This is a genomic window from Pandoraea sp. NE5 (assembly GCF_024363545.1).
Classification (GTDB): Bacteria; Pseudomonadota; Gammaproteobacteria; order Burkholderiales; family Burkholderiaceae; genus Pandoraea; species Pandoraea cepalis.
Genome location: NZ_AP025517.1, coordinates 2768074 through 2780797, shown reverse-complemented (window position 1 = coordinate 2780797; position 12724 = coordinate 2768074). Strand labels below are relative to the sequence as shown.

Below are 12724 nucleotides of genomic sequence, written 5' to 3'. Positions count from 1 at the left end.
TCAGCCGACATGCGTCTGTTCATACTCGCGGTCGGGCACAAGATGCCCGGCTGGATCGAGACCGCTTTCGCCGAGTACGCCAAGCGCATGCCGCCCGAGCTGCGTATCGAACTCAAGGAAATCAAACCGGAGCAACGCTCCAACTCCCGCACGGCCGAGACGGTGATGGCGGCCGAAGCGCAGCGCATCGATGCGGCCCTGCCGCGTGGCTGCCGCCTCGTGTGCCTGGACGAACGCGGACAGGACCTCACGACGATGCGTCTGGCCCAATCGCTCACCGGCTGGCAGCAAGACGGGCGCGACGTGGCGTTCGTGATCGGCGGCGCAGACGGCCTCGACCCGGCCCTCAAGGCGCGCGCCGACACCCTCATCCGGCTCTCCAGCCTGACGATGCCCCACGGTATGGTGCGGGTATTGCTCGCCGAGCAGCTCTACCGCGCGTGGAGCATCAATGCCAATCATCCCTATCACCGCGTCTGACGACACACCAGGTCAGAAATAAGTCGGAAATAAGTCAATTCGTCTTGTGCGGTGCAACGTCGCGTTGCGCCGCACGCCAAATCGCGCGCAACGCCTCGCTGCCCGGCATCCCCAGACGATTGTCAATCCCCTTAGACGCCGCCATGCAACACGCGTTGTGCGCTGCGGGTGGAAAAAACACAATGACGTGGTAGTCTAGCCCGCGCTGCAAGGTTCGCACCGCGAACAACAACTAGACTTCTCGTGAACCACCGGAGATTGGCATGAAGCAACCGTCCCTGCGAAGTATCGTTTTGGCCGGCGTTGGCGCTGCAATGGCGTTCGGCATGAGCACGTCGGCCCTGGCCGCAACCGAGATTCAGTTCTGGCACTCGATGGAATCGGCCCTCGGCGATCGCGTCAATCAGATCGCCAACGATTTCAACGCGTCGCAAAGCGACTACAAGATTGTCCCGATCTACAAGGGCAACTACGAGCAGGGACTGGCCGCCGGTATCGCCGCGTTCCGCGCCGGTAACGCACCGGCCATTCTTCAGGTGTACGAAGTGGGTACGGCCACGATGATGCAAGCCAAGAAGGCGGTCAAGCCGGTGTGGCAAGTCATGAAGGACGCCGGCGAGCCGTTCGACGAAGCGGCGTTCGTGCCGACCGTGGCGAGCTACTACGCGGACAGCAAGACCAACCATCTCGTGTCGATGCCGTTCAACAGCTCGACCCCGGTGCTGTATTACAACAAGGACGCCTTCAAGAAGGCGGGCCTCGATCCGAATACCCCGCCGAAGACCTGGGCCGACGTGAAGACCGACGCCGAGAAGCTCAAGGCCGCCGGCCTGTCGTGCGGTTTCAGCACCGGCTGGCAGGGCTGGACGCAACTCGAAAACTACAGCGCCTGGCATGCCCTGCCGTTCGCCACGAAGAACAACGGCTTCGACGGTCTTGACGCCAAGCTGAACTTCAACGGCCCGCAGCAGATCAAGCACATCCAGTTCCTGGCCGACATGGCCAAGGAAGGCACGTTCACGTATGTGGGCCGCAAGGATGAAGTGACCTCGAAGTTCTACAGCGGCGACTGCGGCATTGCCATTACCTCATCGGGCGCCCTCGCCAACATCGCCAAGTACGCCAAGTTCAGCTATGGCGTGGGCATGATGCCGTACGATGCCAACGTGAAGGGTGCACCGCAGAATGCCATGATCGGGGGCGCCAGCCTGTGGGTGCTCGCTGGCAAATCGTCCGCCGAGTACAAGGGCGTGGCCAAGTTCCTGAACTACCTCGCGTCGCCCGCGGTGGCGGCGAAGTGGCACCAGGATACCGGTTACCTGCCGGTGACGAAGGCCGCCTATGAACTGACCGAGAAGCAAGGCTTCTACGCGAAGAACCCCGGCGCCGACGTGGCCATCAAGCAGATGCTCAACAAGCCGCCTCTGCCGTTCACGCGGGGTCTGCGCCTGGGCAACATGCCGCAGATTCGCACGGTGGTCGACGAGGAACTCGAAGGCGTGTGGAGCGGCAAGCAAACGCCCAAAGCCGCGCTGGACAAGGCCGTCGCCCGTGGCGACGAGCTGCTGCGCCGCTTCCAGAAACAAGGCGGCTAAGCCGTCCTCAAAACGCACGATCGCGCACGCCAAGCCGGCGAATTGGCGAATGAATGGCGTTCGCGGCGCGCATTGCGGCGTTACCGTCGCGACGTTACTATGACCACCCGGCCCGTCGACAACACGGGCCGGGTTGGTTTTTTCTGCTCATTACGTTATGGCGCATAACTCCAGAGAACGCCCTCGCTTCGGAACCGGCTGGCTGCCCTACGCGCTCGTCGCCCCGCAGCTCCTTATCACCGTCGTGTTCTTCCTGTGGCCCGCGGGCGAGGCCCTGTGGCAATCGACATCGGCGCAGGACGCCTTTGGGCTGTCCAGTGAGTTCGTCGGCCTGGACAACTTCGTTTCGCTATGGCGCGACCCGCTCTACCTCGCGTCGTTTCGCACCACGATGATCTTCAGCGGGTTGGTGACGGTCTGCGGACTGGTCATCTCGTTGCTGCTCGCGGCCATGGCCGACCGGGTCACGCGGGGCAAGCGCACCTACCAGACGCTGCTCATCTGGCCCTACGCGGTGGCACCGGCCATCGCGGCCGTACTGTGGGCCTTCCTGTTCAATCCGAGCATCGGGCTTGTCACCTACGGCCTGGCGAAGCTCGGCATCGAGTGGAATCACGCGCTCAATGGCGGCCAGGCGATGTTCCTCGTCGTGCTCGCCTCGATCTGGAAGCAGATCAGCTACAACTTCCTGTTCTTCTACGCGGGTTTGCAGGCGATTCCGCGCTCGCTCGTGGAAGCGGCGGCCATCGACGGCGCCGGGCCGATCCGGCGCTTCTTCGGGCTGGTGTTGCCGCTGATTTCGCCGACGACGTTCTTCCTGCTCGTGGTCAACCTCGTGTACTCGTTCTTCGACACGTTCCCGGTGATCGATGCCGCGACCGGCGGTGGGCCGGGTCAGTCGACCATGACGCTGATCTACAAGATCTACTCGGAAGGCTTCAAGGGGCTCGACCTCGGCAGCTCGGCTGCCCAGTCGGTGGTGCTGATGGTCATCGTCATCGTGCTCACGGTCGTGCAGTTCCGTTTCATTGAACGCAAGGTGCAATACGCATGATCGAGAATCGTCGCGGCCTGGATATCTTCTGCCACGTCATGCTGGTCATCGGCGTGCTGTTGGTCGTCTTCCCGCTCTATGTGGCGTTCGTCGCCGCCACCATGAACGAGCGCGAAATCTTCAACGTTCCGTTGTCGCTCATCCCGAGCACACACCTGCTCCAGAACCTTGCCACCGTGTGGAATCAGGGCACGGGCGATTCCGCCATGCCGTTTGGGCTAATGCTCGGCAACAGCCTGTTCATGGCGCTGGTCATCACCATCGGCAAGATCTCGGTGTCGATCCTGTCGGCCTTCGCCATCGTGTATTTCCGTTTCCCGTTGCGCAATCTGTTCTTCTGGCTGATCTTCGTCACGCTGATGCTGCCGGTCGAAGTGCGGATCTTCCCAACGGTACAGGTGATCTCGACCCTCGGCCTCATCAACACCTACACGGGCATGACGCTGCCGCTTATCGCGTCGGCCACGGCCACGTTCCTGTTCCGGCAGTTCTTCATGACGCTGCCCGACGAACTCGTCGAAGCCGCGCGCATCGATGGCGCCGGCCCGATGCGCTTCTTCGTCGACGTGGTGTTGCCGCTCTCGAAAACGAACATCGCGGCGCTGTTCGTCATCACCTTCATCTATGGCTGGAATCAGTACCTGTGGCCGATTCTGGTGACCAACGCCCCGTCGATGACGACGGCCGTGGTCGGCATCAAGAGCATGATCGGCAGCGGCGACACCGCCACCCAATGGCAACTCGTCATGAGCGCCACGCTGCTCGCCATGTTGCCGCCCCTCGCGGTGGTCCTGCTCATGCAGCGTTGGTTCGTGCGCGGTCTGGTCGATTCGGAAAAGTAATCATGGCAAATCTCAAACTCCATCGCGTCAAAAAAACCTACGACCGGAAGAACTATGTCCTGCACGGTGTCGACATCGACATCGAAGACGGCGAATTCGTGGTCATCGTCGGCCCCTCCGGTTGCGGCAAGTCGACGCTGCTGCGCATGGTGGCCGGCCTCGAATCGGTCAGCGAAGGCAGCATCCTGATCGGCTCGCAAGTCGTCAATGAACTGGAGCCGAAGGATCGCAATATCGCGATGGTGTTCCAGAACTACGCGCTTTATCCGCACATGGATGTGCGCCAAAACATGTCGTACGGCTTGAAGATCCGCGGCATCGACAAGAAGATCATCGACGAGCGCGTGCTCACCGCCGCACGCATTCTGGAACTGGAACCCCTGCTCGCACGCAAGCCGCGCGAACTCTCGGGCGGTCAGCGCCAGCGCGTGGCCATGGGCCGCGCGATCGTGCGTGAGCCCGCGGTATTCCTGTTCGACGAACCGCTCTCGAACCTCGATGCCAAGCTGCGTGTGCAAATGCGTCTGGAAATCCAGCGGCTGCACGCGCGCCTCAAGACCACCAGCCTGTATGTCACCCACGATCAAATCGAGGCGATGACGTTGGCGGATCGCGTGATCGTCATGAACAAGGGCTACGCCGAGCAGATCGGCACCCCGACGGATGTGTACGAGCGCCCCGCATCGCTGTTCGTGGCGAGCTTCATGGGCTCGCCCGCCATGAACCTGCTCAAGGGCCGCGTAGACTCGGAAGGCCGTACGTTCGAGGTCGACGGTGGCGGGCCGGCCCTGCGTCTGCCGCCCACGAGCATGGCGTATGCCAACCGTGAACTCATGCTCGGCGTGCGCCCCGAACATCTGGTGCCCGCCGAGCAGCACAACGGCCTGGGTGCCTTTGCCGCGCAGACCAACATCCTCGTCGATCAGCTCGAACTGCTCGGCGCCGACAATCTGGCGCATGGCCGCTGGGGCGAGCAGCCCGTCACGGTGCGTCTGCCGCACGAGATGCGGCCGGCGGCGGGTACGGTGGTGCCGCTGGCCATCTCGGCCAAGGCGTTGCACCTGTTCGATCCGACGACCGGCAAGCGAGTCGAAGCATGACCGCCCCCTCGACACCGACGCGTTTGTGGCCCGCCTGGCCCTATCCCCGCATCGTCGCGCACCGTGGCGGCGGTAAGCTGGCCCCGGAAAACACGTTGGCCGCGTTCGAGATGGGGGCCTCGCTCGGCCTGCGCATGGTCGAGTTCGATGCCAAGCTCTCGGCGGATAACACCGTCTTCCTGCTGCACGACGACACGGTCGATCGGACCAGCAACGGGCACGGCGCTGCCGCGCAAATGACCTACGCCGACATCGCAAAACTCGATGCCGGCAGTTGGTTTGGCGAGCGCTTCGCGGGTCAGGCGATGCCGACCCTCGCCCAAGTGGCCGAGCGCTGTATTGCGCTGGGGCTGGCGGCGAACGTCGAAATCAAACCGTGCCCGGGCCGCGAGGCGGAAACGGGCAAGCGGGTCGCCCAGGCCGTGCAGGCGCTGTGGGCCGGACAGGCCCAGCCGCCGTTGCTCTCGTCGTTCTCGTACGACGCGCTCGACGCCGCGGCGGCCGCTGTCCCCGACCTGCCGCGCGGCATGCTGTACGAGGCCATTCCGGCGCATTGGCGCGAGGACGCCCGCCAGCTCGGCACCGTCTCGCTGCACGCGAGCCATCAGCCGCTCGACGGCCCGCAGGTCGCACAGATCAAGGCGGCCGGCCTGCAAATGCTGGTCTACACGGTCAACGATCCGGCCCGTGCACGTGAACTGGCGGCGTGGGGTGTCGATGCCATCTGCACCGACCGCATCGACCTGATCGGCGCCGACTTCCTCGCCGACGCTTGAACGCTTGCCCCGCGGAGTCCTCGGCAATCCGCGGCAATCCGCCCGTTTTCCCGTCGACATCGCCGTCTGCCCCCGCGCGCGCTGGCGGGCGTGAGCGCAAGGCGGCATAATAGGGCGTTCCCCCTCGCCCAGCCCATCCCGCGGCCCGGTGCACGCGCTTGCCAGTCGTTGCGAAGCCGTGTGCCGGGCTGGACGAATTCAAGCCAAGCCGCCATGCCGTACATCTATCTCGCGTCGCAAAGTCCCCGCCGCCAGGAACTGTTGCAACAGCTCGGCGTTCGTTTCGAGCTGCTGCTGCCGGGCGCCCACGAGGACGCCGAAGCACTCGAAGCCGTGCTGCCGGGAGAGCCACCGGACGACTACGTGCAGCGCGTCACGCGTGCCAAGGCCGAAGCGGCGCTCACGCGCCTCGCCCGCGCAGGCCTGCCTGGCGCCCCCATTCTGGCGGCCGACACGACGGTATGCCTGGACGGCACCATCCTCGGCAAGCCTTTCGACGACGCCGACGCCTGTGCCGTACTCGCCCGTCTGTCGGGCACACGCCATCGTGTGCTGACCGCCGTGGCCGTCTGCGCCGACGGCCGGATCCATCAGGCAGTGAACATCTCGCATGTCTGGTTCCGGCCGATGCGCCGTGAAGAGATCGAGCGTTACGTCGCCTCGGGCGAGCCGAGAGGCAAGGCAGGGGCATACGGTATTCAGGGCAAGGCCGCCGAATTCGTGCTGCGCATCGATGGCAGCTACTCCGGCATCATGGGGCTACCGCTGTGCGAGACCGCCGCGCTGTTGCGCCAGGCCGGCGTCGACTTCTGACGCTTACCGAATTTGCCAAGCCTTATTGAGTCGGGTCGACACTCTATGAACGAAGACATTCTGGTCAACATCACGCCACAGGAAACCCGTGTGGCACTCATGCAGCTCGGTGCCGTGCAGGAATTGCACATCGAGCGCACGCTCTCGCGCGGCCTGGTCGGCAACATCTATCTGGGCAAGGTCGTGCGCGTGCTGCCAGGCATGCAATCGGCGTTCATCGATATCGGGCTGGAGCGAGCGGCGTTCCTGCACGTGGCCGATATCTGGCATCCGCGTACGAACAACGACACCTCCACGCCGCATCCGCAGCCGCCTATCGAGAAAACGGTGTTCGAGGGGCAGACGCTGATGGTGCAGGTCATCAAGGATCCGATCGGCACCAAGGGCGCGCGCCTGTCGACGCAGATCAGCATTGCCGGGCGCACGCTCGTCTACCTACCGCAGGAGCCCCACATCGGCATTTCGCAGCGCATCGAGAGCGAAGCGGAGCGCGAGGCGCTGCGCAGCAAGATCCAGGCGCTCGTGCCGGCCGACGAGAAAGGCGGCTTCATCGTGCGCACCATCGCGGAAGACGCGGCGGACGCCGAACTGGCGAACGACATCGCCTATCTGCGCAAGTCCTGGCAAACCATCGGCGAGCAGAGCACGCGCGTGCCTGCGCCTGCCCTGCTGTATCAGGATCTGAACCTTGCCCAGCGCGTGCTGCGCGATTTCGTGCACGAGGAGACGGGCAAAATCCTGGTCGACTCGCGCGAGACGTTCCAGAAGCTGGCCGAATTCGCGACCACTTATACACCGGCGGTGCTCGGCAAGCTCACGCATTACACCGGCGAGCGGCCGCTGTTCGACCTGTACAACGTCGAGACGGAAATCGAGCGGGCGTTGTCGCGTCGCGTCGATCTGAAGTCCGGCGGGTATCTGATGATCGATCAGACCGAGGCGATGACGACCATCGACGTGAACACCGGCGGCTACGTCGGCGCACGCAACTTCGACGACACGATCTTCAAAACGAACCTCGAAGCGGCCTTGATGATCGCGCGCCAGTTGCGGCTGCGCAATCTGGGCGGGATCATCATCATCGACTTCATCGACATGGAGAACACCGAGCATCGCGATTCGGTGCTCGCCGAACTGAAGAAGGCGCTCGCCCGCGACCGGACGCGCATTACCGTGAACGGCTTCTCCCAGCTCGGACTCGTCGAAATGACCCGCAAGCGCACGCGCGAGTCGCTCGCCCATGTGCTGTGCGAGCCGTGTGCCGTCTGTCAGGGCAAGGGACAGGTCAAGACGCCGCGCACGCTGTGCTACGACATTCTGCGCGAGATTCTGCGCGAATCGCGTCAGTTCAATCCGCGCGAATTCCGCCTGATCGCCTCGCAGGAAGTCGTCGATCTGTTCCTCGAAGAGGAGTCTCAGCATCTCGCGATGCTGATCGACTTCATCGGCAAGCCGATTTCGCTGCAGGTGGAGTCGTCGTTCCATCAGGAACAGTACGACATCATTTTGATGTAACCGCACTCAACGCTCCCACGTTCCGACGTCATGCCCTACTCGAACTACGACAACCTGGCGGCATCGAGCGAGGCGCTCGACAAACACGCTGTCGCGCGCAAGACAACCTGGGTCAGCATCTGGGTCAATATCGTGCTCACGACGGCGCAGATCGTCATCGGCATCTTCGCCCGTTCGCAGGCATTGATTGCCGACGGCATTCACTCGCTCTCGGACATCGTCTCGGACTTCGTCGTGCTGGCCGCCGCAAGGGGCAGCGCCCGTGCGCCGGACGCCGACCACCCCTACGGTCATAGCCGCTACGAAAACGCGGCGTCGTTGTTTCTTGGCGTCATTCTGCTCGTGGTGGGGGCGGGAATGCTCTGGCGCGGCATCGAGCGGCTGCTGCATCCGGAAGACATTCCGGAAGTGCACATGATCGCGCTGGTCGTTGCGGTTCTGGTGCTGGTCAGCAAGGAAGGCCTCTTTCGCTATATGCTGCGCGCCGCGCAGCGCGTGCGCTCGGCGATGCTCGTGGCCAATGCGTGGCACGCGCGCTCCGACGCGCTCTCGTCGCTCGTCGTGGCGTTCGGTATTCTGGGCAACCTTGCGGGCTATCGCATTCTCGACCCGCTGGCCGCCGCCCTCGTGGGACTGATGATCGGACGCACCGGGTGGAAGTTCGGCTGGAACGCGTTGCAGGATCTCATCGATCGCGGCGTGGACGACGCCACGACTGTCACCATTCGGGAACGGCTACTCGCGACGCCCGGCGTGCGCACCATCGACATGCTGCGCACGCGGCGCATGGGCGATGAAATCGTCGTCGATGTGCACATCCTCGTCGATGCGCGTCTGTCGGTCTCGGAGGGACACTACATCGCGGAACAGGCGCGCGCGACGGTCATGCTGGAGCCGCAGATTCTCGATGTACTCGTACACGTCGATCCGGAGAGCGACACCAAGGGCACCGCATTGCAGCAATGGCCTGCGCGCTCGGTCGTGGTCAGCGCGGCAGAGGCGCTGTGCCGCGCCAATGCGCTGGCGCTGCACGACGTCAAACTGCACTATCTGAACAACGGGCTGGAAGCCGACGTGATTGTCGAAGGGCTGCGTGAACCGGCAAGTTCGGGCGCGGAGGGCGTGCCCATCGACGACGGCATCGAACCGTCGTCGCAGAGCGTGGCCGATGCGCTCACCGCGCGCTTTGGCCTGCGCGCCGTGAGAATACTGCGGGTGACGGGCGACACGTCTGCCGCACCGGGCGAGGCAGACGTCGCCAACCGCGCAGCGCCGCCCGCAAAAGCCACGGCCGCCGCCGGCCCCGCCGTCGATTGACGACCGGGCTGAAGCGGCCGAGGGTACCCCTACGGAACGGTGTTCCGTAGGCGACATCAGTCTTCGTGCCGGTACTCCGAGAACAGCATGCCCTGCCGATCCTTGTCCGAGACGATCGGCGTGATGCCGTCGAGCGGCCAGGGAATCGCAAGCGTCGGGTCGTCCCAGCGAATGCAGCGCTCGAACTGCGGCGCCCAGTAATCCGTGGTCTTGTACAGCACTTCGGCCGTCTCCGACGTCACCACGAAACCGTGGGCGAAACCTACCGGGATCCATAGCTGCTTCTTGCTTTCGGCGCTCAGCACCTCCGCGACCCACTTGCCGAAGGTCGGCGAGCCTTCACGAATATCGACCGCCACGTCGTAGATTTCGCCGTGCAGCACGCGCACGAGCTTGCCCTGTGGTTGCTTGACCTGGTAGTGCAGGCCGCGCAGTACGCCACGGACCGAGCGCGACTGGTTGTCCTGCACGAATGTGAGCGCCTCGCCGAGCGCGTTGTCGAAGCCGCGTTGGTTGAAGCTCTCGAAGAAATGGCCGCGAGCGTCGCCAAAGACCTTCGGTTCGATCACGCGAACGGCAGGAATGGCGGTGGGAGTCACTTGCATAGCGAGATACCGGTTAGGATCGAAGGAAAGCGTCGCGGCAAGCTCAGAACAACCGCTCGCGCAACATCGAGAGCAAGTATTGGCCGTAACCGGTCTTGGCGAGCGGTTGCGCGAGTGCCTCGATGGCGGCGGCATCGATCCAGCCGCGCCGGTATGCGATCTCTTCGGGGCATGCGACCTTCAGGCCCTGACGGCTTTCGATCGTCTGGATGAATGTGCTCGCCTCGAGCATCGATTCGTGCGTGCCGGTATCCAGCCATGCATAACCCCGCCCCATGATCTGGACGTTGAGCTTGCCGCGACGCAGGTATTCGTTGTTGACGTCGGTGATTTCCAGCTCACCACGCGCCGACGGCCTGATCGAGCGAGCAATCTCTATGACGTCGTTGTCGCAGAAGTACAAACCGGTCACGGCGTAGCGCGACTTCGGCGCCTTGGGTTTCTCGACGAGGTCGATGGCTTTGCCGCTTTCATCGAACGTCACCACGCCGTATCGCTCTGGATCGTGCACGCGGTAGGCGAACACAGAAGCCCCTTCCGTCTGGTTATTCGCTGCCGAAAGTAGTGACGCGAAATCGTGGCCGTAGAACAGATTGTCGCCAAGCACCAGCGCGCATGGGTCGCGACCGATGAAGTCCGCGCCGATCAGGAATGCCTGCGCCAGTCCGTCCGGCGACGGTTGCACGGCGTATTGCAGGTTCAATCCCCACTGACTGCCGTCGCCCAGCAGTTGCTCGAAGCGCGGCGTGTCCTGCGGCGTCGAGATGATCAGCACGTCCCGAATCCCCGCCAGCATCAGCGTGGACAACGGGTAATAGATCATCGGCTTGTCGTAGACCGGGAGCAACTGCTTAGAGACGGCGAGCGTCGCCGGATACAGTCGGGTGCCGGAGCCGCCCGCGAGAATGATGCCCTTGCGCTTGATACTCATGCGTGCCTCAGTCGTTCTTTTGATAGTGCGTTTCGATCCAGCGCTGGTATTCGCCTGACTGCACCTGGCGCACCCACTCCCCGTTGGCGAGGTACCACTGTACCGTCTTGCGCATGCCGGTCTCGAACGTCTCGGCCGGGCGCCAGCCCAGTTCGCGCTCGAGCTTGCGCGCGTCGATGGCATAGCGGCGGTCGTGGCCCGGCCGGTCGGTGACGAACGTGATCTGATCGCCGTACGATTTGCCGTCGGTGCGCGGCGACAGTTCATCGAGCAGTGCACACAGGTGCTTCACGACCGACAGGTTGTTCTGCTCGTTCCAGCCGCCCACGTTGTACACCTCGCCCGTGACGCCTCTGGCGAGCACCTCGCGAATGGCGGAGCAATGGTCGCCGACATACAGCCAGTCGCGCACGTTGCTGCCGTCGCCATAGATCGGCAACGGCTTGCCGGCCAGCGCATTGGCGATCACCAGCGGGATAAGCTTTTCGGGGAATTGGTACGGGCCGTAGTTGTTCGAGCAGTTGGTCGTGAGCACCGGCAGGCCATAGGTGTGGTGATAGGCACGCACCAGATGGTCGGAACCGGCCTTCGACGCCGAGTACGGGCTGTTGGGGGCGTACGGCGTGGTCTCGGTGAAGGCCGGATCGCTCGGGCTCAGTGAGCCATAGACTTCGTCCGTCGAGACGTGCAGGAAGCGGAAGGCATCGCGCGCCTCGCCGTCGAGCGTTCCCCAATAGGCGCGTGCGGCTTCGAGCATCGTGAACGTGCCGACGATGTTCGTCTGCACGAAGTCACCTGGGCCGTGGATGGAACGGTCGACGTGGCTCTCCGCCGCGAAGTGCAGCACCGCGCGCGGCCGATGCGCGGCGTACAGCCGACCGAGGGCGTCGCGGTCGCAGACATCGACTTGGGCAAAGCGATGCCGCCGGTCATGCTCGATACCCGCAAGATTGGCGAGATTGCCCGCGTAAGTCAGCTTATCGATGGTCAACACAGGTTCGTCATGCTGCACGAGCCAGTCAAGAACGAAATTCGCACCGATAAACCCGGCACCGCCAGTCACAAAGATCATGGGCTAAAAATAAAGAAGGGGGAGCGGCCTTACTTGCGCGGCACGCGTCCCATCAAAAAGAATTCGTCGTTCGGCCGCATCGAAATGGCGTTGGCGATGCGGTTGGACATGCCGAAAAACGCCGTGATCGCGGCGATGTCCCAGATGTCCTCGTCGTCGAGACCGTGTTGGCGCAGCGCCGCGTAATCGTCGTCGCCGACTTCGTGGGAGCGCTCGCACACCTTCATCGCATAGTCGAGAATCGCCCGCTGACGCGCGCTCAGGTCCGCCTTCAGATAGTTGACGGCCACCTGATCGGCGAGCAGCGGCTGCTTTTCATAAATGCGCACCAGCGCACCGTGTGCAACGACACAATACAGACACTGATTCACCGCGCTCGTGGCGACCACGATCATCTCGCGTTCGCCTTTGCTCAGATTGCCTTCTTTGGCCATCAGCGCATCGTGATACGCAAAAAAAGCGCGGAATTCAGCGGGGCGATGCGCCAGCGTGAGGAACACGTTCGGGATGAAGCCGGCCTTTTCCTGCACGTCGTCGATACGTGCCCGAATATCGGCCGGCAACGCGGCAAGGTCGGGCACAGGGAAACGGCTGATCGGCGGCTGACTCATCGTGATCTTCTCC

Annotated in this window: 13 protein-coding genes; 9 read left to right on the top strand and 4 right to left on the bottom strand. The window is 63.4% G+C overall.

Annotation, left to right across the window (positions count from 1 at the left end; genetic code table 11):
* Positions 1 to 9 precede the first annotated feature (9 nt).
* The 9 genes from rlmH (at position 10) to PanNE5_RS12655 (ending at position 9492) form a co-directional block, all read left to right on the top strand.
* Positions 10 to 480: a 23S rRNA (pseudouridine(1915)-N(3))-methyltransferase RlmH gene (gene rlmH, locus PanNE5_RS12695; protein ID WP_017232866.1), complete on the top strand. Its 471-nt coding sequence runs from the start codon at positions 10 to 12 to the stop codon at positions 478 to 480.
* Positions 481 to 743: 263 nt separating this feature from the next.
* Positions 744 to 2075 carry a sn-glycerol-3-phosphate ABC transporter substrate-binding protein UgpB gene (gene ugpB / locus PanNE5_RS12690; protein ID WP_017232864.1) on the top strand — a complete coding sequence of 444 codons (1332 nt, stop codon included), beginning with the start codon at positions 744 to 746 and terminating at the stop codon, positions 2073 to 2075.
* Positions 2076 to 2232: 157 nt separating this feature from the next.
* Positions 2233 to 3129, top strand: a complete 897-nt coding sequence (gene ugpA, locus PanNE5_RS12685; protein WP_017232863.1) for a sn-glycerol-3-phosphate ABC transporter permease UgpA — start codon at positions 2233 to 2235, stop codon at positions 3127 to 3129.
* The gene (gene ugpE, locus PanNE5_RS12680; RefSeq protein WP_017232862.1) at positions 3126 to 3971 is read left to right on the top strand and encodes a sn-glycerol-3-phosphate ABC transporter permease UgpE; all 846 of its coding nucleotides are present in this window, start codon (positions 3126 to 3128) and stop codon (positions 3969 to 3971) included. Before ugpA ends, ugpE begins: the two co-directional genes overlap by 4 nt.
* A 2-nt stretch (positions 3972 to 3973) precedes the next feature.
* Positions 3974 to 5071: a sn-glycerol-3-phosphate import ATP-binding protein UgpC gene (locus PanNE5_RS12675; RefSeq protein ID WP_017232861.1), complete on the top strand. Its 1098-nt coding sequence runs from the start codon at positions 3974 to 3976 to the stop codon at positions 5069 to 5071.
* The gene (gene ugpQ, locus PanNE5_RS12670; RefSeq protein WP_261938078.1) at positions 5068 to 5847 is read left to right on the top strand and encodes a glycerophosphodiester phosphodiesterase; all 780 of its coding nucleotides are present in this window, start codon (positions 5068 to 5070) and stop codon (positions 5845 to 5847) included. Before PanNE5_RS12675 ends, ugpQ begins: the two co-directional genes overlap by 4 nt.
* A 213-nt stretch (positions 5848 to 6060) precedes the next feature.
* On the top strand, positions 6061 to 6660 hold the full coding sequence (locus PanNE5_RS12665) for a Maf family protein (RefSeq protein ID WP_261938077.1): 600 nt from the start codon (positions 6061 to 6063) through the stop codon (positions 6658 to 6660).
* Positions 6661 to 6705: 45 nt separating this feature from the next.
* A complete protein-coding gene (gene rng, locus PanNE5_RS12660; RefSeq protein WP_017232858.1) occupies positions 6706 to 8175 on the top strand; it encodes a ribonuclease G in 1470 nt (489 codons plus the stop codon).
* A gap of 30 nt (positions 8176 to 8205) precedes the next feature.
* Positions 8206 to 9492 carry a cation diffusion facilitator family transporter gene (locus tag PanNE5_RS12655; protein ID WP_017232857.1) on the top strand — a complete coding sequence of 429 codons (1287 nt, stop codon included), beginning with the start codon at positions 8206 to 8208 and terminating at the stop codon, positions 9490 to 9492.
* A 56-nt stretch (positions 9493 to 9548) separates the two neighbouring features.
* Here the strand turns inward: PanNE5_RS12655 and rfbC are convergent, their stop codons facing one another.
* The 4 genes from rfbC to PanNE5_RS12635 are packed head-to-tail and all read right to left on the bottom strand — an operon-like array spanning position 9549 to position 12711.
* A complete protein-coding gene (gene rfbC, locus PanNE5_RS12650; protein ID WP_017232856.1) occupies positions 9549 to 10097 on the bottom strand; it encodes a dTDP-4-dehydrorhamnose 3,5-epimerase in 549 nt (182 codons plus the stop codon).
* A 43-nt stretch (positions 10098 to 10140) separates the two neighbouring features.
* Positions 10141 to 11028 (bottom strand): glucose-1-phosphate thymidylyltransferase RfbA, encoded by an 888-nt coding sequence (rfbA, locus tag PanNE5_RS12645; RefSeq protein WP_017232855.1) that lies wholly within the window; start codon positions 11026 to 11028, stop codon positions 10141 to 10143.
* A gap of 7 nt (positions 11029 to 11035) precedes the next feature.
* Complete coding sequence (rfbB, locus tag PanNE5_RS12640) at positions 11036 to 12100, bottom strand: dTDP-glucose 4,6-dehydratase (protein WP_017232854.1); 1065 nt, start codon at positions 12098 to 12100, stop codon at positions 11036 to 11038.
* Positions 12101 to 12129: 29 nt separating this feature from the next.
* Positions 12130 to 12711 (bottom strand): peroxidase-related enzyme, encoded by a 582-nt coding sequence (locus tag PanNE5_RS12635; protein ID WP_017232853.1) that lies wholly within the window; start codon positions 12709 to 12711, stop codon positions 12130 to 12132.
* Between the last annotated feature and the right edge of the window lie 13 nt (positions 12712 to 12724).

What these genes read in the sequence shown, in the direction of transcription:
- rlmH (WP_017232866.1), top strand. Translation starts at nt 10, where the DNA reads ATGCGTCTGTTCATACTCGCGGTCGGGCACAAGATGCCCGGCTGGATC.
- ugpB (WP_017232864.1), top strand. Translation starts at nt 744, where the DNA reads ATGAAGCAACCGTCCCTGCGAAGTATCGTTTTGGCCGGCGTTGGCGCT.
- ugpA (WP_017232863.1), top strand. Translation starts at nt 2,233, where the DNA reads ATGGCGCATAACTCCAGAGAACGCCCTCGCTTCGGAACCGGCTGGCTG.
- ugpE (WP_017232862.1), top strand. Translation starts at nt 3,126, where the DNA reads ATGATCGAGAATCGTCGCGGCCTGGATATCTTCTGCCACGTCATGCTG.
- PanNE5_RS12675 (WP_017232861.1), top strand. Translation starts at nt 3,974, where the DNA reads ATGGCAAATCTCAAACTCCATCGCGTCAAAAAAACCTACGACCGGAAG.
- ugpQ (WP_261938078.1), top strand. Translation starts at nt 5,068, where the DNA reads ATGACCGCCCCCTCGACACCGACGCGTTTGTGGCCCGCCTGGCCCTAT.
- PanNE5_RS12665 (WP_261938077.1), top strand. Translation starts at nt 6,061, where the DNA reads ATGCCGTACATCTATCTCGCGTCGCAAAGTCCCCGCCGCCAGGAACTG.
- rng (WP_017232858.1), top strand. Translation starts at nt 6,706, where the DNA reads ATGAACGAAGACATTCTGGTCAACATCACGCCACAGGAAACCCGTGTG.
- PanNE5_RS12655 (WP_017232857.1), top strand. Translation starts at nt 8,206, where the DNA reads ATGCCCTACTCGAACTACGACAACCTGGCGGCATCGAGCGAGGCGCTC.
- rfbC (WP_017232856.1), bottom strand. Translation starts at nt 10,097, where the DNA reads ATGCAAGTGACTCCCACCGCCATTCCTGCCGTTCGCGTGATCGAACCG.
- rfbA (WP_017232855.1), bottom strand. Translation starts at nt 11,028, where the DNA reads ATGAGTATCAAGCGCAAGGGCATCATTCTCGCGGGCGGCTCCGGCACC.
- rfbB (WP_017232854.1), bottom strand. Translation starts at nt 12,100, where the DNA reads ATGATCTTTGTGACTGGCGGTGCCGGGTTTATCGGTGCGAATTTCGTT.
- PanNE5_RS12635 (WP_017232853.1), bottom strand. Translation starts at nt 12,711, where the DNA reads ATGAGTCAGCCGCCGATCAGCCGTTTCCCTGTGCCCGACCTTGCCGCG.